Annotated in this window: 24 protein-coding genes; 14 read left to right on the top strand and 10 right to left on the bottom strand. The window is 46.1% G+C overall.

Annotated features, from left to right (window positions below; genetic code table 11):
- Window positions 1–10 precede the first annotated feature (10 nt).
- Window positions 11–751, top strand: coding sequence for an alpha/beta fold hydrolase (locus DCO17_RS08810; protein WP_173956350.1), 741 nt, complete (start codon window positions 11–13; stop codon window positions 749–751).
- An 8-nt stretch (window positions 752–759) separates the two neighbouring features.
- On the opposite strand, the gene DCO17_RS08805 is transcribed toward DCO17_RS08810, so the two are convergent.
- Window positions 760–1,212: a DUF192 domain-containing protein gene (locus DCO17_RS08805; protein WP_173956349.1), complete on the bottom strand. Its 453-nt coding sequence runs from the start codon at window positions 1,210–1,212 to the stop codon at window positions 760–762.
- A gap of 83 nt (window positions 1,213–1,295) precedes the next feature.
- Entirely contained in the window at window positions 1,296–1,499 is a 204-nt protein-coding gene (locus DCO17_RS08800) for a cold-shock protein (protein ID WP_011903586.1), read from the bottom strand.
- 318 nt (window positions 1,500–1,817) lie between these two features.
- Here DCO17_RS08800 and clpS point away from each other — a divergent pair, with 318 nt between their 5' ends.
- The 3 genes from clpS to DCO17_RS08785 are packed head-to-tail and all read left to right on the top strand — an operon-like array spanning window position 1,818 to window position 4,699.
- The gene (clpS, locus tag DCO17_RS08795) at window positions 1,818–2,132 is read left to right on the top strand and encodes an ATP-dependent Clp protease adapter ClpS (protein ID WP_173956776.1); all 315 of its coding nucleotides are present in this window, start codon (window positions 1,818–1,820) and stop codon (window positions 2,130–2,132) included.
- Complete coding sequence (gene clpA, locus DCO17_RS08790) at window positions 2,129–4,435, top strand: ATP-dependent Clp protease ATP-binding subunit ClpA (RefSeq protein ID WP_173956348.1); 2,307 nt, start codon at window positions 2,129–2,131, stop codon at window positions 4,433–4,435. Before clpS ends, clpA begins: the two co-directional genes overlap by 4 nt.
- Window positions 4,436–4,465: 30 nt before the next feature.
- Window positions 4,466–4,699 carry an Hc1-related histone H1-like protein gene (locus DCO17_RS08785; RefSeq protein ID WP_173956347.1) on the top strand — a complete coding sequence of 78 codons (234 nt, stop codon included), beginning with the start codon at window positions 4,466–4,468 and terminating at the stop codon, window positions 4,697–4,699.
- A 74-nt stretch (window positions 4,700–4,773) separates the two neighbouring features.
- On the opposite strand, the gene dut is transcribed toward DCO17_RS08785, so the two are convergent.
- From dut to DCO17_RS08760, 5 genes are read right to left on the bottom strand one after another with little or no spacing between them, the layout of a single operon-like run.
- The gene (gene dut / locus DCO17_RS08780) at window positions 4,774–5,223 is read right to left on the bottom strand and encodes a dUTP diphosphatase (protein WP_173956346.1); all 450 of its coding nucleotides are present in this window, start codon (window positions 5,221–5,223) and stop codon (window positions 4,774–4,776) included.
- A gap of 13 nt (window positions 5,224–5,236) precedes the next feature.
- Window positions 5,237–6,448: a bifunctional phosphopantothenoylcysteine decarboxylase/phosphopantothenate--cysteine ligase CoaBC gene (gene coaBC, locus DCO17_RS08775; RefSeq protein ID WP_173956345.1), complete on the bottom strand. Its 1,212-nt coding sequence runs from the start codon at window positions 6,446–6,448 to the stop codon at window positions 5,237–5,239.
- 9 nt (window positions 6,449–6,457) lie between these two features.
- Window positions 6,458–6,955 (bottom strand): signal peptidase II, encoded by a 498-nt coding sequence (gene lspA / locus DCO17_RS08770; RefSeq protein WP_173956344.1) that lies wholly within the window; start codon window positions 6,953–6,955, stop codon window positions 6,458–6,460.
- A 23-nt stretch (window positions 6,956–6,978) separates the two neighbouring features.
- Window positions 6,979–9,858, bottom strand: a complete 2,880-nt coding sequence (gene ileS / locus DCO17_RS08765; RefSeq protein ID WP_437342824.1) for an isoleucine--tRNA ligase — start codon at window positions 9,856–9,858, stop codon at window positions 6,979–6,981.
- Entirely contained in the window at window positions 9,833–10,783 is a 951-nt protein-coding gene (locus DCO17_RS08760; RefSeq protein WP_173956342.1) for a bifunctional riboflavin kinase/FAD synthetase, read from the bottom strand. The genes ileS and DCO17_RS08760 overlap by 26 nt, the downstream gene beginning before the upstream one ends.
- A gap of 39 nt (window positions 10,784–10,822) precedes the next feature.
- Here DCO17_RS08760 and purN point away from each other — a divergent pair, with 39 nt between their 5' ends.
- From purN to DCO17_RS08745, 3 genes are all read left to right on the top strand, one after another.
- On the top strand, window positions 10,823–11,452 hold the full coding sequence (gene purN, locus DCO17_RS08755; protein ID WP_173956341.1) for a phosphoribosylglycinamide formyltransferase: 630 nt from the start codon (window positions 10,823–10,825) through the stop codon (window positions 11,450–11,452).
- On the top strand, window positions 11,449–12,951 hold the full coding sequence (locus DCO17_RS08750; RefSeq protein WP_173956340.1) for an RsmB/NOP family class I SAM-dependent RNA methyltransferase: 1,503 nt from the start codon (window positions 11,449–11,451) through the stop codon (window positions 12,949–12,951). Before purN ends, DCO17_RS08750 begins: the two co-directional genes overlap by 4 nt.
- Before the next feature lie 82 nt (window positions 12,952–13,033).
- Window positions 13,034–14,233, top strand: a complete 1,200-nt coding sequence (locus tag DCO17_RS08745) for a DesA family fatty acid desaturase (protein ID WP_173956339.1) — start codon at window positions 13,034–13,036, stop codon at window positions 14,231–14,233.
- Window positions 14,234–14,340: 107 nt separating this feature from the next.
- Here DCO17_RS08745 and rpmG read toward each other — a convergent pair whose 3' ends face one another.
- The 3 genes from rpmG to radC all read right to left on the bottom strand — a co-directional run bounded on the left by rpmG (window position 14,341) and on the right by radC (window position 15,631).
- Window positions 14,341–14,508 carry a 50S ribosomal protein L33 gene (gene rpmG, locus DCO17_RS08740; RefSeq protein WP_015421876.1) on the bottom strand — a complete coding sequence of 56 codons (168 nt, stop codon included), beginning with the start codon at window positions 14,506–14,508 and terminating at the stop codon, window positions 14,341–14,343.
- 11 nt (window positions 14,509–14,519) lie between these two features.
- Window positions 14,520–14,753, bottom strand: a complete 234-nt coding sequence (gene rpmB, locus DCO17_RS08735; protein WP_011903570.1) for a 50S ribosomal protein L28 — start codon at window positions 14,751–14,753, stop codon at window positions 14,520–14,522.
- A 164-nt stretch (window positions 14,754–14,917) separates the two neighbouring features.
- Window positions 14,918–15,631 (bottom strand): RadC family protein, encoded by a 714-nt coding sequence (gene radC / locus DCO17_RS08730; RefSeq protein WP_173956338.1) that lies wholly within the window; start codon window positions 15,629–15,631, stop codon window positions 14,918–14,920.
- 3 nt (window positions 15,632–15,634) lie between these two features.
- Here radC and DCO17_RS08725 point away from each other — a divergent pair, with 3 nt between their 5' ends.
- The 7 genes from DCO17_RS08725 (at window position 15,635) to DCO17_RS08695 (ending at window position 21,799) form a co-directional block, all read left to right on the top strand.
- Entirely contained in the window at window positions 15,635–16,081 is a 447-nt protein-coding gene (locus DCO17_RS08725) for an FKBP-type peptidyl-prolyl cis-trans isomerase (RefSeq protein ID WP_173956337.1), read from the top strand.
- A 6-nt stretch (window positions 16,082–16,087) separates the two neighbouring features.
- Window positions 16,088–17,029 carry a 4-hydroxy-3-methylbut-2-enyl diphosphate reductase gene (ispH, locus tag DCO17_RS08720; RefSeq protein WP_173956336.1) on the top strand — a complete coding sequence of 314 codons (942 nt, stop codon included), beginning with the start codon at window positions 16,088–16,090 and terminating at the stop codon, window positions 17,027–17,029.
- A gap of 61 nt (window positions 17,030–17,090) precedes the next feature.
- Complete coding sequence (locus tag DCO17_RS08715) at window positions 17,091–18,245, top strand: branched-chain amino acid ABC transporter substrate-binding protein (protein ID WP_173956775.1); 1,155 nt, start codon at window positions 17,091–17,093, stop codon at window positions 18,243–18,245.
- A 51-nt stretch (window positions 18,246–18,296) separates the two neighbouring features.
- Window positions 18,297–19,232 (top strand): branched-chain amino acid ABC transporter permease, encoded by a 936-nt coding sequence (locus DCO17_RS08710; protein WP_173956335.1) that lies wholly within the window; start codon window positions 18,297–18,299, stop codon window positions 19,230–19,232.
- Window positions 19,225–20,313, top strand: coding sequence for an ABC transporter permease subunit (locus tag DCO17_RS08705; protein WP_173956334.1), 1,089 nt, complete (start codon window positions 19,225–19,227; stop codon window positions 20,311–20,313). Before DCO17_RS08710 ends, DCO17_RS08705 begins: the two co-directional genes overlap by 8 nt.
- Window positions 20,313–21,086 (top strand): ABC transporter ATP-binding protein, encoded by a 774-nt coding sequence (locus tag DCO17_RS08700; protein ID WP_173956333.1) that lies wholly within the window; start codon window positions 20,313–20,315, stop codon window positions 21,084–21,086. Before DCO17_RS08705 ends, DCO17_RS08700 begins: the two co-directional genes overlap by 1 nt.
- Complete coding sequence (locus DCO17_RS08695; RefSeq protein WP_173956332.1) at window positions 21,086–21,799, top strand: ABC transporter ATP-binding protein; 714 nt, start codon at window positions 21,086–21,088, stop codon at window positions 21,797–21,799. Before DCO17_RS08700 ends, DCO17_RS08695 begins: the two co-directional genes overlap by 1 nt.
- Window positions 21,800–21,801 lie beyond the last annotated feature (2 nt).

Genomic DNA, 21,801 nt, shown 5'->3' with positions numbered 1-21,801 from the left:
GAATGGTTTCATGAAATATATTCGCTTATTTCTTTTGGCATGGGTTTTCGTATTCTCTTTTGCGAATGCTCAAGTTCTTGATGTTCCGTATAAGGATGATGCCCCCACGCGGACATTGTTGATGCCAGCCAAAAACGCTAAGGCAGTTGTATTGTTATTTCCTGGCGGCGGCGGTGTTCTGCGCTTGCAGGATGATGGCTCTACTACAAACTTTCATACATTTGTTAGGTCAAAAGATTTATGGGCTCAATATGGGATTGATGCGGTTCTTGTGGATACCCCGTACGATTTGGGCGCAGGCATTAGAAATTCTCGTTCAATTAGAGATCATCAACAGCGAATTTTGAATGTTGTGAACTACTATAAAGATAAATTTAATTTACCCGTATGGATCTTTGGCCACAGTATGGGAACAGTCAGTGTGACTGAGTTTGTTAATGCCGGGAAAGATAAGGAGCGTTTGATTGCCGGAGTAATCGTTGCGGGTACATATAGATCGGCCTCGATTGATTCGGATGTTACGCTTCCTGTAATGGCGATTCACCATGTTGATGATGGCTGTGCTTCCACCCCTTTGGCAACGTCCGAGCGAATCATTGAGGGGCGACCCTCAAAAACTTCTTCTCAGTTTGTTCAGATTGATGGTGGTGTGAGTGAGGGTGATGTCTGCGGCTCGAGGGCCTATCATGGATTTAATCAGAAAGAATCCGATTTCATTAAATCCGCCGCCCAATTCATTCTAAAAAACTAAGAAGCGAATTATTTTCTAGGCAATCCGGTAATGACGCTTCCAGGAACGATCACTCGATCAGAGAACCATTGCTTATTCATCTCCAGGGCATAACGCACAGCAGCTTTAGGGCAATGATTATTGGTGGTCTCGGCTTGCATTTCTTCGATGTTCACAATCTTGCCATCGTCAGCAATAAACGCTATCGATAGGGGGATTTTGGTGTTGTTCATCCAGAAGCAGTGCCCTGCTTTTTGCTCAAAGATAAATAGCATGCCAGAGTTAGTAGCCATACTGGTGCGATTCATAAGGCCAATTTCTCTGCTCTTGGGTGTATCAGCAAGTTCTGCCTGAATGCGATAGATGCCCGTTTTAAGTTCAGCAGTTGGCAGTCCTACATTGAGCTGTGCCCAAGCACTTGCTGAGCAAAACAGAATGCTGGAAATAAAAAGTTTTTGAATGAGTTTTACTTTTGTATGCATGCTTGCATTTTAAGTGAGTCAATCTATAGGCGAAAAAAAACCCAGGAACAAATCCTGGGTTTTTCATAATGATCTAAGGACTATTAAGCCGCTTGGATATTTGTAGCTTGTTTGCCTTTAGGGCCTTGGGTAATATCAAAAGTTACCTTTTGGTTTTCCTTGAGGGTCTTGAACCCGGGCATAGTAATTGCGCTGAAATGCGCGAACAACTCTTCTTCACCATCATCAGGTTTGATAAAGCCAAAACCTTTTGCATCATTGAACCACTTAACAATTCCGGTCGCCATGCGAACTCCATTACATAAACTTAAAACAACCGTGATGAGGGCAAATACTTTTTAATCAGTCTCAATCCACAACACGCCTAAATAGAACCCTTTTATAGGCCTACCCCCCGATTGTTTGCCCTTTTTGTAGGGGTGTCAAGGAGTTAAATAGCCTTATTACCCAGTATTTACCCCTTTTTTTATCGAAAAATGCCCCAATATGGGATAAATCAGGGTTTTTTAGGGGTTTTCACAACAAGGGCCCCCTGAAATCCAGTTTAGATATCTGTGTTTAGAATGTTTCTCATGAGTCGCGCACCAAAGAATCCCACTACAGGCATTCCCGCCAATCCCAATGTTGAGGACACCCTTTTACTTGAAAAACAAGTCGAGCAAGTTAAGGTTCCCTCAATGTATAAAGTTTTGTTGCTGAATGACGATTACACCCCAATGGAATTTGTGGTGATGGTCATCCAGGAGTATTTCAATAAAGATCATGAGACTGCAACACGCATCATGTTGCAAGTGCATTTAGTTGGCAAAGGTATCTGCGGTGTCTTTACACGCGATGTCGCAGCAACTAAAGTACATCAAGTAATCGAATTATCACGTGAAGCTGGTCACCCATTACAGTGCACTATGGAGGAAGCATGATTGCTCAAGAACTAGAAGTAAGTCTGCATATGGCGTTTGTTGACGCCCGTGCGTCCAGACATGAGTTCATTACGGTGGAGCATTTGCTTGCAGCCTTGCTAGATAACGCCACTGCGGTTGAAGTGCTTAAGGCTTGCGCAGTCAATATCGCGGAGCTACGCGCTCAGCTAAAGAATTTTATTAATGACAACACTCCAGTAGTGCCTGGTAATGATGAAGTTGATACTCAACCAACATTAGGATTTCAGCGTGTTATTCAACGCGCGATCATGCATGTTCAATCCACCTCAAATGGAAAGAAAGAAGTTACTGGCGCGAATGTGTTGGTAGCGATTTTTGGCGAGAAAGATTCGCATGCGGTGTACTTCTTGCAGCAACAAGGCGTGACCCGTTTAGATGTAGTGAACTTTATTAGTCATGGCGTACGCAAGGATCAGGCTGAACACGTGAAGCCAGTCGAGTCTACGCAAGATGCCGAAGAGTCTGCTGCTTCTGGCAAAGAAAGCCCGCTTGATCAATACACTCAAAACCTCAATGCTATGGCTCGCCAAGGCAAGATCGATCCATTGATTGGTCGTGAGAGTGAAGTAGAACGTGTGATTCAGGTGCTGTGCCGCCGCCGTAAAAATAACCCCTTGTTGGTGGGTGAAGCAGGTGTTGGTAAAACAGCGATTGCTGAAGGCCTAGCCTGGAGAATTGTGAAGGGCGATGTGCCCGAAGTATTGGCAAACGCAACAGTCTATTCATTGGATATGGGTGCTTTGCTTGCGGGTACTAAATACCGCGGCGATTTTGAGCAGCGCCTCAAGAGTGTATTGAAGTCTTTAAAAGATCATACGCACGGCATCTTGTTTATTGATGAGATTCATACATTGATTGGTGCTGGCGCAGCTTCAGGCGGCACATTAGATGCCAGCAACTTGTTAAAGCCAGCTCTTTCTAATGGTTCTCTGAAATGTATCGGCGCAACCACATTTACCGAGTATCGCGGCATCTTTGAAAAAGACGCCGCCTTATCTCGTCGCTTCCAGAAAGTAGATGTTGTAGAGCCAACCGTAGATCAGACTGTACAAATTTTGCGCGGCCTTAAGTCTCGCTTTGAAGAGCACCATAGCGTAAAGTACTCTGCTGGTGCCTTAGTAGCCGCCGCTGAACTTTCTTCCCGCTACATTAATGATCGTCATTTACCTGACAAGGCAATCGATGTAATTGATGAGGCAGGAGCGGCGCAACGCATTTTGCCTAAGTCGAAGCAAAAGAAAACGATTGGTCGTCCTGAGATTGAGGAGATTGTTGCCAAGATTGCGCGTATACCGCCCCAATCCGTTACGGTTGATGATCGCAGTAAGTTACAGACTCTTGATCGCGATATTAAGAGCGTGGTGTTTGGTCAGGATCCAGCCATTGAGGCTTTGGCTAGCGCCATTAAGATGACTCGCGCTGGTCTTGGCAAAGTTGATCGCCCAATTGGCTCTTTCTTATTCTCCGGTCCAACTGGCGTTGGTAAGACCGAGGTAGCAAAGCAGTTGGCCTTTATCTTAGGTATTGAACTTTTACGTTTTGATATGTCTGAGTATATGGAGCGTCACGCTGTAAGTCGTTTGATTGGCGCCCCTCCTGGATACGTAGGCTTTGATCAGGGTGGCTTATTGACTGAGGCAGTCAATAAGAAACCTCACTGCGTCTTGCTCTTGGATGAAATTGAGAAAGCGCATCCAGATATCTTTAATATTCTGTTGCAAGTCATGGACCATGGAACCTTGACTGATAACAACGGCCGCAAGACGGATTTCCGTAATGTGATCATCATCATGACCACCAATGCAGGTGCAGAAGCAATGCAGAAGTCCACCATCGGCTTTACGAATGCGCGTGAATCCGGCGATGAAATGGCGGATATCAAGAAATTCTTTACGCCTGAGTTCCGTAATCGATTAGATGCGATCGTCTCATTCAAGGCTCTCGATGAAACCATCATCATGCGTGTGGTTGACAAGTTCTTGATGCAGCTGGAAGAGCAGTTGCATGAGAAGAAAGTAGATGCTACCTTTAGCCCCGCTCTGCGAGCCCACTTGGCGAAACATGGTTTTGATCCATTAATGGGCGCACGTCCAATGCAACGAATCATTCAAGATACTGTTCGCAAAGCATTGGCTGATGAGTTGTTGTTTGGCAAGTTGGCTCAGGGTGGCCATGTGGATGTGGATATTGATGCTGATGGTAAAGTGAACCTCAGTTTTGATGTTCCAAAATTACCAGGTAAAGCCGCGAAGATTGATGTTGCGCCTGCCGAAGAAATTTAATTAGTAACTAATTTTTTAAAAAAGGAAAATATGTCTCATCACGATAAATTGCTTGAAGCGTTTGAAACGTATAAAGCTGAGAATGAAAAGTTTCAGGACAAAGGCATTAAGGCATCTGCTGCTCGTGCCCGCAAAGCTTTGCAAGAAATCGCTGGATCTTGCAAAGAGCGTCGCAAAGAGATTTCTGCTGAGAAAGAGTCTCGCGAAGGTAAGGGTGCAGGCATGTCGCAAGACGCAGCCCGCCATGCCCATATTCGCAAATAAGTCTATTTAAAAAACAAAAGCCACCCAGTTATGAGCTGAGTGGCTTTTTTATTGCCTAGTTGATTATTTATCGATTAGCTACGGCCAGTACTTCCAAAGCCACCGGCACCACGACTGCTCTCCGTAAACTCTTCAACGACTTTGAGTTCAACTTGCTGTACGGGCATGACCACTAACTGAGCTAGGCGCTCCATGGGTTCAAGCTTGAATGGAGCGGATCCACGGTTCCACGTGCTCACCATAAGCTGACCTTGATAGTCAGAATCGATGAGGCCAACTAAATTCCCCAGTACGATGCCGTGCTTATGACCAAGGCCTGAGCGGGGCAGAATAAATGCCGCATATCGTGGATCTTCAACATAGATTGCTAGGCCTGTAGGGACTAATACTGTCTGACCTGGAGCAATTTCAATCGTTTCATCGATGCAGGCGCGCAAATCTAACCCGGCACTCCCGGGTGTGCCATATGCTGGCAACTGATCGCGCATACGTTCATCGAGAATTTTGACTTGTAAAGTTTGCATGAGGTTTCCTGGATTAAATTTTCTTCGCTACCAACTGAATCAGTTGGCGTGCGAGTTGTAGTTTTTCTGCTTTGGCAATTTTTTTACTGCCACCGGCATCTATGACAAGCAATTGATTTAAATCGCTGCCAAATGTATCGGGGCCAATGTTGCCTACGATCATTGGAATGCCTTTGCGCTTACGTTTCTCATTAGCATGCTTCTCAAGATCTGTAGATTCAGCAGCAAAGCCTACGCAGTAAGGCTGCGGTTTGCCGCCCTTGGTTTTGACTGTCTTAGCAACATCCAAAAGTATGTCGGGGTTGGCCACGAATTCAATATTGGGCGCTTCTTTGCCGTTGCGCTTGATCTTTTCTTTGGCTGGTTTGGCGATGCCCCAGTCAGCGACCGCTGCTACTGCAAAAAATACATCGCAATCTGCGGAGGCTAGTGTGGCTGAGTGCATTTCTTTGGCGCTGACCACATTGGTGCGGGTAATCAAGCCAGTTGCCTCAAGAGGAGTTGGCAAGTCACATGGGCCTGCAATCAAATGTACTTGGGCGCCAGCCTCAAGCGCAGCCCTAGCAATTGCAAAACCCATCTTTCCAGAGCTGTGATTAGTAATTCCACGAACTGGGTCGATTGCCTCGAATGTTGGACCTGCGGTAATCAATACTTTTTTGCCCAGCAAAGATTTTTTCTGGAAGAAGGCAATCACCTGCTCGGAAATTTCAGCAGGTTCTAGCATGCGACCCATACCAACTTCTCCGCAAGCCTGAAATCCGCTTGCCGGACCAAGTAGTGTCACGCCATCTTTGTTTAATCGTTCTGCACTTCTTTGGGTGGCTGCATGTTCCCACATTTGCTTGTTCATTGCGGGGGCGATAAGAAGAGGGCAGTCTCTAGCGAGGCAAAGAGTGCTTAATAAATCATCTGCCAGTCCGAGAGATAGCTTTGCCATTAGATCGGCGCTTCCTGGGGCAATCACAATGGCGTCCGCGGAGCGAGATAGCTCAATATGCGCCATATTGTTATTAATGCTGTTATCCCATTGGCTGGTAAAGACAGGATTGCCAGTAAGGGCTTGCATTGTTACTGGTGTAACGAATTGTTGGGCAGCTTCAGTCATGACCACTTGAACAGAAGCACCTTCTTGCATTAGCAAACGAGCAAGCTCGGGTGTTTTATAAGCAGCAATGCCACCAGAGATGCCAAGAATGATTTTTTTATTTAATAGGGATTGCATGGCGCCAGCTTACTGGGATTGTGGGGATTTGCCAAATGACTTGCGTAATTCGCTAATAATGATCAATGCAGCTCCTATGCAAATAGCGCTATCAGCCACATTAAAGGCTGGCCAGTGCCAGTTGGCATAGTGCAGATCAATGAAGTCTACGACAGCTCCATACATTATGCGATCTAAAACATTTCCAGCCGCTCCGCCGAGAATGAGGCTTAGGGCAATGCAAAGCAGTCTTTCATCTTGATGTTTCCGCAACATATAAACGATATAGATGCAGGCAAGTAGACCAAGGACGGTAAAGAACCAGCGTTGCCATCCTGAACTTTGAGCCAAGAAAGAAAACGCAGCGCCAGGGTTCAATAGCAGCAACCAATTGAAGAATGGCAGGACCCGCTCCGGAATGCCGATCTGTAATTGGCTAAGAGCCAGCCATTTACTTGCTTGATCTAGTAGCAAGGTAATGATGGCAATAGCCATGCAGCGTAAAAACGGAATGTTCTGTTGGCTCATTAATGAATTGGATAAGAATCAGATTAAGCAAAGAGGCGGTGATCACCGTCACCAAAGAGATTGCTAATACAACGACCACAAAGATCGGGGTGATCTGCATTACTGCCAACATCTTTGGTGTGGTGCCAGCAACGACCACATTTCTTATATTGGCTGCCGCGTACCAAAACCTCTAAGCCATCATTACTCAATTCAATATTGGCGCTTGAAGTAATGGTGACGAAACGTAAGTCATTCTCAAGCGAGTGCAAGATGGCGAAGTCAGCGTCACCAAGCTTAATGGTGAGTTCGGCTTGCAGGGATGAACCTACGTTACCAGCTTCGCGCTCAACCTCAATAGCCTTGGTCACCTCTGAGCGAATCTCACGAATGCGATTCCATTTGCCAAGCAGCTCATCTGAGTTCGTGATTTCTGGGAAGGTGCCAAATTCTTCCATGAAGATGGATTCAGAAAGTTTCTTGCTAGGATCTTTCGGAAGATCTTGCCAAGCTTCTTCTGCGGTAAACGAGAGGAATGGAGACAACCACTTCAAGAGATTGCGAGTGATGTGGAAAAGTGCATTTTGAGCTGCTCTACGATCCGCGGAATCAGGTGCGCTAGTGTAGAGACGATCTTTCAGAATATCTAAATAGAAGCCACCTAAATCTTCTGAACAGAAAGTCAGCATGCGCGCGACTGCGGGATGGAACTCATAAGCTTTGTAATGTGCCTCGATATCGCTTTGTAATTGATTGGCTAGCGCTACTGCATAGCGATCAATTTCTAGCCATTGATCAGTAGGCATTGCATGCTTAGCAGGATCAAAGTCAGAAAGGTTGGCAAGCAAGAAGCGCAAGGTATTGCGAATACGACGATAGCTTTCTGTGACGCGCTTCAGAATTTCATCGGAGATCGTCATCTCACCCGAGTAATCTGTAGACGCAACCCACAAGCGAATAATTTCTGCGCCGAGTTTGTCTGCCACTTGCTGAGGCGCAATCACGTTGCCTACCGATTTGCTCATCTTGCGGCCTTGACCATCAACAGTGAAACCGTGGGTCAAGAGTGCCTTATAAGGCGGCTTGCCATCCAGCATTGCACCGGTAAGCAAAGAAGAGTGGAACCAACCGCGGTGTTGGTCAGAGCCTTCAAGATACAAGTCAGCAAAACGGCCAGCAGGCGTTTCTGCTTCTGCGGTAAGTAGTTCATCGCGATGCGATCCGCGAATTACATGCCAATGGGTTGTGCCTGAATCAAACCATACATCTAATGTGTCGCGATTCTTTTCATATTGGGCAGCTTCATTACCGAGTAACTCAGAAACTTCGAGCTGCTGCCAAGCTTCAATCCCACCTTTTTCTACACGCTTTGCGATTTCCTTAAGTAGCTCGACTGTGCGTGGATGTGGATCCCCAGTTTCTTTATGAACAAAGAAGGCCATGGGCACACCCCATTGACGCTGGCGCGAGAGTGTCCAATCCGGACGATTGGCGATCATGCTATGCAAGCGCTGCTTACCCCAAGCAGGGAAGAAATCTGTATTGTCGATGCCGGCTAACGCGGTTTCACGTAAGCTGGCTTTACCGTCAGATGGTTTTTTATCCATGCTTGCGAACCACTGTGATGTCGCACGGTAAATAATCGGCGACTTGTGGCGCCAGCAATGCATATACGAGTGGGTATAGGTTTTGTCACGCAATAAGCTTCCTGCTTCGCGCATTGCTTCGACGATTTTTGGATTCGCTTTCCAAATGTATTCATTGGCAAAGAGCGGTAACCAAGACGCATACACGCCATTTCCCATTACTGGATTCAAGATATCTTTATCTATAAGTCCATTTGCCTTGCAAGATTTAAAGTCTTCTTCACCATATGCGGGCGCGGAGTGAACAATACCTGTGCCGGTATCGAGCGTGACATATTCAGCTACATAGATTGGTGAAAGACGTTTGTAACCTTCGTGCAATGAAGCTAGGGGGTGCCAGAAAGAAATGTTTGCGAGCTTCCCACCAAGGCAAGTGGCAATCACTTTGCCTTCGAGACCGTAATCTTGCAAGCAGGTTTCAACACGATCTTTTGCAAGAATCAAAAGTTTGTCACCTACATCAACTAAGGCATAAGTTAACTCGGGGTGAACGTTCATTGCCTGGTTGGCCGGAATGGTCCAAGGCGTTGTAGTCCAGATCACAATTTGACCGGGCTTATTAGGTAGCTCCGCCAATCCAAAGGCTTTGGCAAGTTGCGGACGCTGCGCATCATCAAATGCAAAACCTACATCGACGGTTGGATCGGTTTTATCTTGGTATTCCACTTCGGCTTCTGCAAGCGCGGAGCCGCAATCAAAGCACCAGTTCACTGGTTTTAAGCCACGGAATACGTAGCCCTTCTCCCAGATCTTCCCGAGGGCACGAATTTCATCGGCCTCGTTGCGGTAATTCATGGTCAGGTAGGGGTTATTCCAGTCGCCCAATACCCCTAAGCGCTCGAAATCTTTCTTTTGCTTGTCTACCTGCACTTGCGCATAGGCACGGGCTTTGGCTTGCACTTCAGCGGTAGGTAGATTCTTGCCAAACTGCTTCTCAATTTGAATCTCAATTGGCATTCCATGGCAATCCCAGCCGGGCACGTAAGCAGAATCGAATCCCATCAACCAACGGGATTTCACAATCATGTCCTTCAGAATCTTATTAACCGCATGACCGATATGAATATCGCCATTCGCATAAGGAGGGCCATCATGCAAGATGAATTTCGGTTGGCCTGCGTGAGCCGCACGAATCTTTTCGTAAAGTTTATTTTTTTGCCATTGTGCGACCCATAGAGGTTCGCGTTTCGCTAGATCGCCTCGCATCGGAAACGCAGTATCTAGCAAATTGACTGGATAGTTATTTTCTTTTTCAGACATAAGATTTTTTCTGGAAATAATTTTTGGCGTGCTTTGCGTCTTGCGCAATGGCATTTGTGAGGGTGTCGAGGTCATCATACTTTTCCTCGTCACGAATTTTTTCTAAAAGTTCAACGGTAATAATTTTTCCGTAAACATCCTTTTGGTAATCAAAGATGTGGGTCTCAAGCAGCACGCGACCTTCATCTTCTACCGTAGGCCGCACACCCAGGCTAGCTACGGCTGGTAAGGGTTTATCGCTCAGCCCTAGTACTTGCGCAGTGAAGATGCCGGTTGTCGCTGGTTTGCGATGATGTAGGTGATTTGCTACGGCTAAATTTAAAGTGGGGAAACCCAATTGACGACCAAGTTGCCGTCCATGAATGACGTGCCCAGAAATTCCATAGGGGCGACCAAGTAATTTTTCTGCTTGCTTCATATCACCATTTGCAAGAGCGGTACGCAATGCTGAACTCGAAATGCGTTCACCATCATCAGAAATCGTTTGAATGCTGGAAACTTCAAATCCATATTTTTCGCCAGCCGCCTTGAGGCTTGCAAAATTACCTGCTCGCTTGGCTCCATAGCAAAAGTCATCGCCAATTAAAATCCATTTGGTGTTGAGGCGCTTAACAATAATTTCCGATACAAATTCTTCAGGTGATAGACGAGCAAATGCTGAGTTGAAATGCTCTACAACCACGCGATCAATTCCAATCTCTGCAAGTGCAGCCAATTTGTCGCGCAAATTCAGGATTCGGGGTGGCGCTTGCTCGGGAGAGAAAAATTCTTTTGGGTGGGGCTCAAAGGTCAGCACGCAGCTAACTAAACCCCTTTCGCGGGCGCCATCAACCAGCTGGTTGAGCAGGGCGCGATGACCCCTGTGCACGCCATCGAAATTTCCGATGGTTAGGGCACAAGCAGGTCCTGCGAAAAACGGGGTCGAGCCACGAAATACGTTCACAAAATCGCCTTCTGGGTAGCCATCAATTATATTGTGGGCATGCTTTCTATCGTTACCTTAATCTCCGGCCGCGGATCCAATTTCGAGGCAATCGTTAAAACGGCCCAAAAAGAGCAATGGCCAGTCAAATTTGCAGGGGTCATAGCGAATCACTCTGCGGCTAAGGGCCTTGATTTTGCTCGCTCGCATGGTATTCCGGCGTTTGTAATTGAGCATAAGGAGCACTCTACTCGGGACTCCTTTGACGCCGCTTTAATTCAGAAGATTGATGAGTTAGGGGCTGATTTAGTGGTCTTGGCGGGTTTTATGCGAATTCTGACCCCTGGCTTTATTCGTCATTTTGAGGGTCGCTTGATTAATATCCATCCAGCCCTTTTGCCTGCTTTTCCTGGCTTGCATACGCATGAGCGCGCCCTAGAGGCAGGAGTTAAGGAGCATGGTGCAACCGTACATTTTGTGACCGAGGGTGTCGATGAGGGGCCGATTATTTGTCAGGCTTCCGTGCCGGTGCTCGCGGGTGATGATGCCGATACACTTGCTGCTCGAGTTTTGAGGGCTGAGCATCAGATTTATCCACGAGCCGTAAAATGGTTCCTTGATGGAAGATTGCGCATTGAAGGTAATCAAGTGAAGTTACAACCCCCAGAGTCGCAATTATTTAAATTATGAGCGCAGAACGTTCGAACCCAAAATCTAATAAGCGCTTAGGCCCTCAAAAAAGTTACGCGGCCAAATCAAAGGATCCATTGCGTCGTGCTGAGAGACGTAATGCCAGTGGTAATTTGATTGCCCCTGAAGGTCAGAAAAATTTCTCAAATGCGAAAGCTTTGCCACAGCATGCGATTCATTTAGAGCGCTTGCTTCCAGAATTACTGCAATTTGATCAACCTGCCGATCGGATTGTTAGTCGTTATTTTCGGTCAGAACCAAAACTTGGTAATCGTGATCGCGCGTTGATAGCGGAGAGTGCATTTGCTATTTTGCGTCGTAAAAATGAGTTCTCTCAATTTGCCTCCAGTGGTGAGGGGTCGCAGGCTAGACGCTTAGCCCTATTGGGTTTGCTGTCCGCTCTATCTGAAGGCGGACTTGGCTCTGGCAATCGTGCGGAGAGTGCGATCGCTGACTTGGCGCACGTTCTGAAGCCTGGTGAGTATGAATGGTTGCAACGAATTTCAACAGTAGATCCAAGTTCTTTAAATCCTCTAGTGCGCAACAATTTGCCTGAGTGGTTGTGGGATGCCTTTGGAAAATATCCAGGCGAAGATACTCGTGAAGAGTTAGCAAAATCATTGATGCATCCTGCTTCTTTAGATTTACGCGCAAACACGATGAAGACCAATCGTGAAGAATTGCTCGCGCAGATGAACGCTTTAGGTGGTCGTTATCAAGCTACTCCAACTCCTTTTGCGCCAGATGGTGTTCGCATCATGGGTAAACCGGCCTTGCAACATACTGCAGGTTTTAAAGCTGGCATGTTTGAGGTGCAAGACGAAGGCAGCCAATTACTGGCTTATTTGCTTGCACCAAAACGCGGTGAGATGGTTGTTGATTTTTGCGCTGGCGCTGGTGGAAAGACATTAGCAATTGGTGCGCTAATGAGATCTACAGGGCGTTTATATGCATTTGATACATCTGAACGCCGCTTAGCCAATCTAAAACCTAGACAAGCTCGCAGCGGCCTTTCCAATGTCCACCCTGTGTGGATTGATTCCGAGAATGACGCGAAGATTAAGCGCCTTGCCGGAAAGATTGATCGTGTTTTGGTTGATGCCCCTTGTAGTGGCATGGGTACCCTCCGTCGCAATCCTGACCTCAAGTGGCGTCAAACGCCTGAGGGTGTCGCCGAGCTGAATCAAAAGCAAGCGAGCATCCTGAATTCAGCGGCTCGCCTCTTAAAACCGGGTGGTCGCTTGGTATATGCAACTTGCAGTCTATTGCCTCAGGAAAATCAAGGAGTTGCAGAAGATTTTCTAAAGATTCACCCTGAGTTCGAGGTAGTTCCAGCGGCGGAAGTTCTTAAGTCATTGTTTCCAAAGGATAAATTACCATTGGGCTGCTCAGCAGATAATCCTTGGTGGCAATTGTGGCCTCATATACATGGTACAGATGGGTTTTTTGGGGCTGTTTTTCAGAAAAAGAGCTCTAAACCTGAAAATGCAGAAACATAAAAACCATAGAGTTAACGAAAGATAAGCCAAAAAATCGCTGAAAAGCGTTAAAATGAGAGCTGATACTTAAAAGGACATACTTTTGAATACAGTTTCAAACTCTGGTTTTGATCTATTTCTTAACTGGCTCGCCAATGGATATTTAGATTGGTCTTGGTGGCAGATTACTTTGTTCATCTTAATTGCCACCCACATTACGATTGCTGCTGTAACTATCTTTTTGCATCGTTGCCAGGCGCATCGTGCGCTAGACCTGCACCCGATTGTTTCTCACTTTTTCCGCCTTTGGCTTTGGCTTACCACCGGTATGGTGACCAAAGAGTGGGCTTCTATTCACCGTAAGCACCACGCCAAGTGCGAGACGGTTGACGATCCCCATAGCCCGCAAATTCTAGGTATTGGCACTGTGTTATCCCGCGGTGCTGAACTTTATAAGCAAGAGGCAAAGAATCAAGAGACTATGGAGAAGTTTGGCCATGGCACTCCAGACGATTGGCTTGAGCGCAATATCTACTCCAGATTTACATGGCAAGGTGTTGCCATCATGCTCATCATCGATGTGTTTTTATTTGGTGCGGTTGGCTTAACAGTTTGGGCCGTTCAAATGTTGTGGATTCCGATTACCGCAGCTGGCATCATTAACGGCATTGGTCACTACTGGGGTTATCGCAACTTTGATTGCGAGGATGCTTCCACTAATATTTTCCCTTGGGGTATTTTGATTGGTGGCGAAGAGTTGCACAATAACCATCACACTTTTGCTACTAGCGCAAAGCTTTCTAACAAGTGGTATGAATTTGATATTGGTTGGATGTATATCCAAATGATGAGTGCAGTAGGTTTAGCCACTGTGAAAAAGACGCCGCCAAAACCAGTTTTAAGTGATTTGCGTCCTGCCGATCAAAATACATTAGAAGCAATCATTGCTAATCGTTATGAAATCATGGCGCGTTACAGTAAAACTCTACGTAACTTCTTTAGTAACGAAGTGCAACATATGCAAGTGCTCGCAAGCCATTTAAGCGATGCTCGTACCTGGTTGGTTAAAGATGAGTCACGCTTGAGCCATGAGGAGAAAGCCAAGCTGGAAGAGCTGATGGCCAGTAACGCTCAGCTTCGTAAGATGATTGAGATGCGTCGCGATCTTCAGGCTATCTGGGGCCGATCAACCGCAACACGTGAACAACTTTTGTCGCAATTGCACGCATGGTGTCAACGCGCAGAAGATAGTGGTTTAACAAGCTTGCGAGAGTTCTCTTTGAGATTGCGTCGTTACGCTTGAGGAATTAATTAATCAATTAAACAGATTCAAAAGAGATCCAAAATGGATAATAAAAAACCCGCTGAGTAGCGGGTTTTTTATTTACTTCAAGTAATGATTTGTGTCGGTTACTTGAGTTTTGTTTCTTTGTAAGCAACGTGCTTGCGAATGGTTGGATCAAATTTCATAATCTCCATTTTCTCAGGCTTTGTACGCTTGTTTTTTGAAGTTGTGTAGAAGTGACCAGTACCAGCTGATGACTCTAATTTGATTTTTTCTCTGCCGCCTTTAGCCATTTGTGCGCTCCTTAAATTTCGCCACGTGCACGGAGATCAGACAAAACAGCGTCGATGCCATTCTTGTCGATAACGCGCAAACCAGCATTGGTTAAGCGCAAGCTAATCCAACGGTTTTCAGATTCAACCCAGAAACGACGGTTTTGCAAATTCGGCAAAAAGCGACGCTTTGTTTTATTGTTTGCATGGGATACATTGTTGCCAACCATCGGCTTTTTCCCAGTGACTTGGCAAACTTTTGCCATGACTAACTCCATTAATTGCGAAAAAGAAAGATTGTATCAGTCAAAGCCTGTTTTGGGCTAGTCCTATGTGGCTTTGGCGGGAGGCCTGCAACCTCAAAATTCCGTGAAATTACTAATAAAATGGTTGCATCTTTTAAATAAGTTAGCACTTACTATCAATTTAATTAAATATCCATAAGACCTGACTCTGAGAAGGAGAAAAATCCGCCGTTGCTTACGATACAGTGGTCTAGCAAGGGTATATCCACTAACTGCAAGGCTTTAATGAGGGTTTGAGTCAAATCTTGGTCTGCTTTGCTGGGTAAAGGTTTGCCACTGGGGTGGTTATGGGCAACGATCAGGGCGCTGGCATTTCTGGAAAGGGCCTCCTTGAGGATTTCTCGGGGGTATACCGCTGTGTGCGTAATTGATCCCCGAAACAGCTCTTGACATTCAATCAGATGCAGTCCTGAGTCTAAATAAAGGCAGAGAAAAACCTCGTGAGGTAGACCTCCTATTTTGGCCTGCAAGAACTCTTTGACATGCCCTGGCGAGGAAAAGATGGATTGTTGGGCAAGGCCATCCTCTAGGCTGCGCTTAACTAGCTCGTAAGCCGCTTGAATCTGACTCCATTTGGAAATCCCCATTCCATGAATGCGGGTGAATTCAGCAGAGCTGCTAGCAAGCAGGCGGGGAAGGCTACCAAAATGGTGCAAAAGATCATTTGCCAGGTTGACGGCATTTTTGCCCTTGACGCCAACGCGTAAAAATATTGCCAGTAGCTCTGCATCAGTAAGGCATTTGGCACCATGTAGGCGAAGCTTTTCTCGGGGTTGTTCATTTTTAGGCCATTGGGGTATTGAGGAATGTATTCCCGACGCGGGGCTAGATACAATCACCTTATGACTAAGCTCACTGTTTTGCCCAACTCCTATTTGACCCTCAACTATCGGCTGACTTTGCCCAATGGGGAGGATTACATCAATACGTTTGTTGATCGTCCTGCGACGGTTCTGATGGGTTCTGGACAATTTGCGCCTTGTTTTGAAAGGGTGTTGTTGGGATTGGGTATTGGTGATAAAAAGAGCGCCTTGCTATCGCCGGAAGAAAGTTTTGGCGAACGTAAAGAAGATTTAGTGCAGTGGGTTTCGCTTAAGGCGCTTAAAGAAGGGCGCGATGATGACGTGGAATTTAATCCGGGCGATGTGATTGAATTTAATGCGCCTGGTGGCGCCCAATATGCGGGTGTTTTGCAATCGATTGATGATGAGGGCGCTTGGTTTGATTTCAATCACCCTTTGGCTGGCCGTGAAGTAACTTTTGAAGCGCAGATTGTCGCTATTCTTTAAAGCAATATGAGTGGATCTGATCACGCAGAAATTTTGATGGCACAACCCCGCGGTTTTTGCGCAGGGGTTGATCGTGCGATCAATATCGTTAACGAGGCATTGAATCGCTTCGGCGCCCCGATATACGTTCGACATGAAATTGTTCACAACGTCTATGTGGTGAATGAATTGCGTGACAAGGGCGCGGTATTTGTAGATGAATTGCATGAAGTGCCCAGGGGTGGAATTGTCGTATTTAGCGCGCATGGCGTATCTCAAGAAGTGCGTAAAGATGCCGAGCAACGCGGCTTGCAGGTGTATGACGCGACTTGTCCTCTTGTGACTAAGGTGCATCTTGAGGTGGTCAAGATGTGCAAAGAGGGTTACACGGTATTGATGATTGGTCATGCAGGACACCCCGAAGTAGAGGGCACCATGGGCCAAGTCAGAGAAGGCGTTTTCTTAATCGAAAAAATTGGCGATGTAGAAAAGCTGCCTTTCCCAAGCGATGAAAAAATTGCTTTTGTAACGCAAACAACTTTATCTGTTGATGAGACTAAAGAGATTGTTGAAGCGCTCACCAGAAAATTCCCTAATATTGTTCAGCCTCGCAAACAAGATATTTGTTATGCCACCCAGAATCGTCAAGATGCTGTGAAATTTATGGCACCTCAAGTCGAGGTCGTTATTGTGGTGGGTAGTGCGACAAGCTCGAACTCCAATCGCTTGCGAGAACTATCAGAAAAATTAGGTGTACCTTCCTACATGGTGGATGCGCCAGAACAGTTAAAGCCAGAATGGTTTGCAGGGAAGAAGCGAGTGGGTTTAACGGCCGGCGCTTCCGCCCCGGAAAGTCTTGCTCAATCCATAGTGGCGCGCATTCAAGAGTTTGGCCCGCGTAGTGTCCGGCCTTTGGCTGGCGTTGTTGAAGATGTCACTTTTTCTTTACCAAAAAATTTAGTTGATTGAAGTTTGATTCATAACAGAGGAGCTGTAGATGATTAATTCCAATGCATCAAAAGTGAATTTTATGAAGAGCGCGATTGCTTTATCGGTAGCCGCATTAATTTTGACGGCTTGCGGCAAAAGTGGTGATAAAGCTGCTACTGTTCCTGCGGATGGTATAGAGGTCAAGATTGGCCACGTAGCTCCATTGACTGGACCCATCGCTCACTTGGGTAAAGATAATGAGAATGGCGCGCGCTTAGCTCTTGAAGAAATTAATAAAGCAGGCTTAACAATCGATGGCAAAAAAGTAGTTTTGACTTTGGTGCCTGAAGATGATGCGGAAGATCCAAAAACAGCTACACAGGTTGCGCAAAAATTAGTAGATGCAAAAGTGGTTGGCGTTGTTGGGCACTTAAATTCTGGGACCAGTATTCCAGCATCAAAGATTTATAGCGATGCTGGTATTACGCAGGTTTCCCCATCTTCCACCAATCCTGATTACACCAAGCAAGGCTTTAAGACGACCTATCGCCTAGTGGCGACTGATGCGCAACAAGGCCCTGCTTTAGGAAATTACGTTGCAAACACCTTAAAGGCAAAAACGGTGGCGATTATTGATGACTCTACTCAATACGGCAAAGGTCTAGCTGATGAGTTTGAGAAGACCGTAAAAGCAGCCGGTCTAAAAGTGGTGACTCGCGAGGCGAGCAACAATAAAGCGACTGACTTCAAAGCTATTCTGACCAAAGTAAAAGGCAGCAAACCTGACGTCATTATGTATGGCGGCATGGATGCTACTGGCGGTCCTTTAGCAAAGCAAGCTACGGAATTAGGTATTAAGGCGAAGATTGTTGGCGGTGATGGCATGTGCACCGAAAAACTAATTGAGCTTGCAGGTGAAGCGGTAGTGAATGTAACTTGTTCGGAAGCTGGCAAAGCGCTTTCTAAAATGGCTCAGGGCGCTGATTTCCAGAAGCGTTACAAAGAGCGCTTTAATTCTGATGTGCAAATTTATGCACCATTTACCTACGATGCAGTCTATGTGTTGGTGGATGCAATGAAGCGCGCCAATTCAACTGATCCAGCAAAAATCTTGCTTGCAATGCCTGACACCAAGATGAATGGTTTGATTGGCAACATCGCTTTTGATAGCAAAGGCGATATGAAAGAAGGCGTGATCACTTTGTACGACTTCAAAGACAAAAAGAAAACAGTTCTTGACGTCATCAATATGTAAGAAGTCTTGAAAGAGCGCCGAATATTCGGCGCTCTTTTTATCAAATCATCAATGGATATTTTTCTTCAGCAAATCATCAATGGCTTAGTGCTTGGCAGTATTTATGCCTTGATCGCTTTGGGTTACACCATGGTTTATGGCGTGCTGGGGATTATTAATTTCGCGCATGGCGAAGTGTTGATGATTGGCGCAATGGTGTCTTTGTCATTGCTGCGCCTAATTTTAGGTTTGACCAGTGGATTGCCAGGTTGGCTGACCCTCTTGATCGTTTTGCCGGTCGCGATGGCAGTTTGTGCCGGTTTGAGCTACTGGATTGAGCGTATTGCCTATCGTCCCTTGCGTAATGCACCTCGCTTGGCGCCGCTGATCTCCGCAATCGGTATGTCGATACTCTTGCAAACAGTTGCTATGTTAATTTGGTCTCGAAACCCGATGACCTATCCTCAATTACTTCCATCAACTCCAATCGAGTTGGGCTCCACTGGCGCAACGATTACAGGTAAAGAGATTGTCATCATTCTCGTGGCATTGGCAGTGATGTGCGGATTGTTATTTCTGGTTGAAAAAACCAAGCTGGGAAGAGCAATGCGCGCGACAGCTGAACAAACGCAAATTGCCTCATTGATGGGTGTGAATCCCAATCGCGTGATTTCCATCACCTTTATGTTGGGTGGCGCACTTGCAGGATTAGCTGGTGTGATGATCGCAAGCAATTACGGTAATGTTCATTTTTATATGGGCTTTATTCCAGGCCTTAAAGCATTTACTGCTGCCGTCTTGGGCGGCATTGGAAATTTACAGGGCGCTATGCTCGGTGGTCTGTTATTGGGCTTGATTGAGTCTTTGGGTGCCGGCTATATTGGTGAGCTCACTGGCGGAGTCTTTGGCTCAAACTACCAAGATATTTTTGCGTTCTTAGTATTAATTTTGGTGTTAGTACTTCGACCTACTGGATTATTGGGCGAGAAAGTTTCTGATCGTGCTTAGGAAGCTTGTCAAAAATCACCCTATTCATAATGCCTATCTAGGTTTAGGTGTCATTGCGCTTGTGGTGCTGCCGTGGTTAGTAGGCGTGGGTGGCGGGAATTATTGGGTTCGCGTTCTCGACTTCGCCTTGCTGTATATCGTGCTTGCCCTAGGTCTGAATGTGGTTGTGGGATTTGCTGGGCTTTTAGATTTGGGTTACATCGCTTTTTATGCGCTTGGGGCGTACAGCTACGCTTTACTTGCCTCTCCGCATTTACCAAATCATTTTGAAGTGATTGCATCTGCATTTCCGCAGGGCATGCACTTTTCGCCTTGGATGGTCGCGATCTTTTCAATTATCTTGGCTGCTCTCTTTGGAATAGTGCTGGGCTTGCCTACATTGCAGTTGCGTGGCGATTATTTGGCGATTGTGACTTTAGGCTTCGGCGAAATCATTCGTATTTTTATGAATAACTTGGATCGCCCTTTAAATCTCACCAATGGTCCAAAAGGCATTACTGCAATTGATCCCTTGCAAGTATTTGGCATTACTTTTACAAAGCCATTAGATTTGGGGATTATTCAGATTCCAGGTTTGTATTTAGTGTTTTATCTTTTTCTGATTCTCGCAGTTCTAGTAACGATCGTTTGCCTGCATTTGCAAAACTCTCGGATTGGTCGTGCTTGGGTTGCTATTCGTGAAGATGAGATTGCAGCAAAGGCCATGGGCATCAATACCCGGAATATGAAATTGCTGGCGTTTGCTATTGGCGCCTCATTTGCTGGTGTGGCCGGCGTACTCTTTTCTGCTTTTCAGGGATTTGTTTCACCAGAATCTTTTACCTTGTGGGAATCCATTGTCGTCCTGGCGATGGTTGTTCTTGGAGGAATTGGGCATATTCCTGGCGTGATATTGGGTGCGATTGTGCTCGCGGTATTTCCTGAGGTGTTGCGTGGAGTTGCTGAGCCTGTTCAGAAAATGTTATTTGGCCACGTGATCGTCGATGTTGAAGTGATTCGTCAGTTGATCTACGGCTTGGCCTTAATTTTGATCATGCTTTATCGTCCCGGCGGAATCTGGCAGAAGCGAGGCGATCAATAATGAGTGCGCATTTGTTATTGGATGTTGCTGATGTCTCTAAGCGCTTTGGTGGAGTTCGGGCACTCGACTCTGTTGGCCTGCAAGTTCCTCATGGTGCGATTGTTGGTCTTATTGGACCCAACGGCGCTGGCAAGACCACGTTCTTTAATGTCATTACCGGTCTTTATCCTGCTGATTCAGGAATTTTCTTATTTGATGGCGTCTCGTACTTTCCAGAGTCTGTATCGCAGGTGACTAAGGCGGGTTTAGCAAGAACCTTTCAGAACATTCGCTTATTTGGTGAGATGTCTGTTCTAGAGAATGTGATGGTGGGTTGTCATTGCCGATCTAAGGCAGGGCTGCTTGGCGCAATTTTCCGCTTTCCCGCTACTCGTCGTGAAGAGCAGCAGATTCAAGAAAAGTCGCTTGCGTTGCTTGCCTATGTTGGCTTGAGTGATTACAAGGATATGCAAGCTCGTAACCTCTCTTATGGACATCAACGGCGATTAGAAATTGCTAGAGCATTGGCAACGGAGCCAAAATTATTGGCATTGGATGAGCCGGCGGCTGGTATGAACGCTACAGAAAAGTTGGAGCTCCGTGAATTGCTACTTCGTATTCGTGCTGATGGAAAAACGATTCTATTGATTGAGCATGATGTGAGCTTGGTAATGGGTATCTGTGATCATTTGACTGTGCTTGATTACGGCAAGGTGATTGCTTCAGGTAAGCCTAGTGATGTGCGCGAACATCCAGAAGTCATAAAGGCCTATCTTGGTCAGGGAGCGGTGTAATGAGCGCACTGCTAAGAGTAGAAGATCTGAGGGTGGCTTATGGCGGTATCAATGCGGTTAAAGGGATTGATCTGCACGTAAATCAAGGTGAATTAGTGGCCTTGATTGGCGCCAATGGTGCCGGCAAAAGCTCTAGTCTTAAGGCAATTGCGGGCTTATTAACGCCAACGTCTGGTGTCATTCAGTTTGCCAACCAGCAAACTAATGGACAGCCCGCTTATGAATTAGCTCGATTAGGTCTTGGTTTGGTTCCAGAAGGTCGTGGCGTATTTAAGCGCATGACCATTTTGGAAAATTTACAAATGGGCGCATTCTTAAAGAGTGATGCCAAAGCAATTGATCGTAAGCTTGAAGAAGTCTTTTATTACTTCTCAAGATTAAAGGAAAGACTTTCTCAATTGGCCGGAACGCTTTCTGGTGGTGAGCAACAAATGGTTGCAATGGGTAGGGCAATGATGGCTGAGCCCAAATTACTTTTGCTGGATGAGCCTTCAATGGGCTTGTCTCCCATCATGGTTGAAACTATCTTTGATGTGGTGCGCAACCTCTCCAAAAATGGGATGACCATTCTGTTGGTAGAGCAAAATGCGCGTCTAGCCTTGCAAATGGCAGATCGTGCTTATGTGATGGAAAGCGGGCTTATTACCCTTACTGGACCTGGGTCTGAATTGCTTCAAGACCCAAGAGTGCGTACCGCCTATTTGGGTGAATGAGC

The sequence above is a fragment of the Polynucleobacter tropicus genome, from assembly GCF_013307225.1.
In the GTDB taxonomy this organism is placed as follows: Bacteria; Pseudomonadota; Gammaproteobacteria; order Burkholderiales; family Burkholderiaceae; genus Polynucleobacter; species Polynucleobacter tropicus.
Note: the sequence above shows the minus strand (reverse complement) of the source record. Positions and strands in the feature narration are given on the sequence as shown.

Coding starts and splice junctions, on each gene's coding strand:
- DCO17_RS08810 (WP_173956350.1), top strand. CDS start 11: ATGAAATATATTCGCTTATTTCTTTTGGCATGGGTTTTCGTATTCTCT.
- DCO17_RS08805 (WP_173956349.1), bottom strand. CDS start 1,212: ATGCATACAAAAGTAAAACTCATTCAAAAACTTTTTATTTCCAGCATT.
- DCO17_RS08800 (WP_011903586.1), bottom strand. CDS start 1,499: ATGGCGACCGGAATTGTTAAGTGGTTCAATGATGCAAAAGGTTTTGGC.
- clpA (WP_173956348.1), top strand. CDS start 2,129: ATGATTGCTCAAGAACTAGAAGTAAGTCTGCATATGGCGTTTGTTGAC.
- DCO17_RS08785 (WP_173956347.1), top strand. CDS start 4,466: ATGTCTCATCACGATAAATTGCTTGAAGCGTTTGAAACGTATAAAGCT.
- dut (WP_173956346.1), bottom strand. CDS start 5,223: ATGCAAACTTTACAAGTCAAAATTCTCGATGAACGTATGCGCGATCAG.
- coaBC (WP_173956345.1), bottom strand. CDS start 6,448: ATGCAATCCCTATTAAATAAAAAAATCATTCTTGGCATCTCTGGTGGC.
- lspA (WP_173956344.1), bottom strand. CDS start 6,955: ATGAGCCAACAGAACATTCCGTTTTTACGCTGCATGGCTATTGCCATC.
- purN (WP_173956341.1), top strand. CDS start 10,823: ATGCTTTCTATCGTTACCTTAATCTCCGGCCGCGGATCCAATTTCGAG.
- DCO17_RS08750 (WP_173956340.1), top strand. CDS start 11,449: ATGAGCGCAGAACGTTCGAACCCAAAATCTAATAAGCGCTTAGGCCCT.
- rpmG (WP_015421876.1), bottom strand. CDS start 14,508: ATGGCTAAAGGCGGCAGAGAAAAAATCAAATTAGAGTCATCAGCTGGT.
- rpmB (WP_011903570.1), bottom strand. CDS start 14,753: ATGGCAAAAGTTTGCCAAGTCACTGGGAAAAAGCCGATGGTTGGCAAC.
- DCO17_RS08725 (WP_173956337.1), top strand. CDS start 15,635: ATGACTAAGCTCACTGTTTTGCCCAACTCCTATTTGACCCTCAACTAT.
- ispH (WP_173956336.1), top strand. CDS start 16,088: ATGAGTGGATCTGATCACGCAGAAATTTTGATGGCACAACCCCGCGGT.
- DCO17_RS08715 (WP_173956775.1), top strand. CDS start 17,091: ATGAAGAGCGCGATTGCTTTATCGGTAGCCGCATTAATTTTGACGGCT.
- DCO17_RS08710 (WP_173956335.1), top strand. CDS start 18,297: ATGGATATTTTTCTTCAGCAAATCATCAATGGCTTAGTGCTTGGCAGT.
- DCO17_RS08700 (WP_173956333.1), top strand. CDS start 20,313: ATGAGTGCGCATTTGTTATTGGATGTTGCTGATGTCTCTAAGCGCTTT.
- DCO17_RS08695 (WP_173956332.1), top strand. CDS start 21,086: ATGAGCGCACTGCTAAGAGTAGAAGATCTGAGGGTGGCTTATGGCGGT.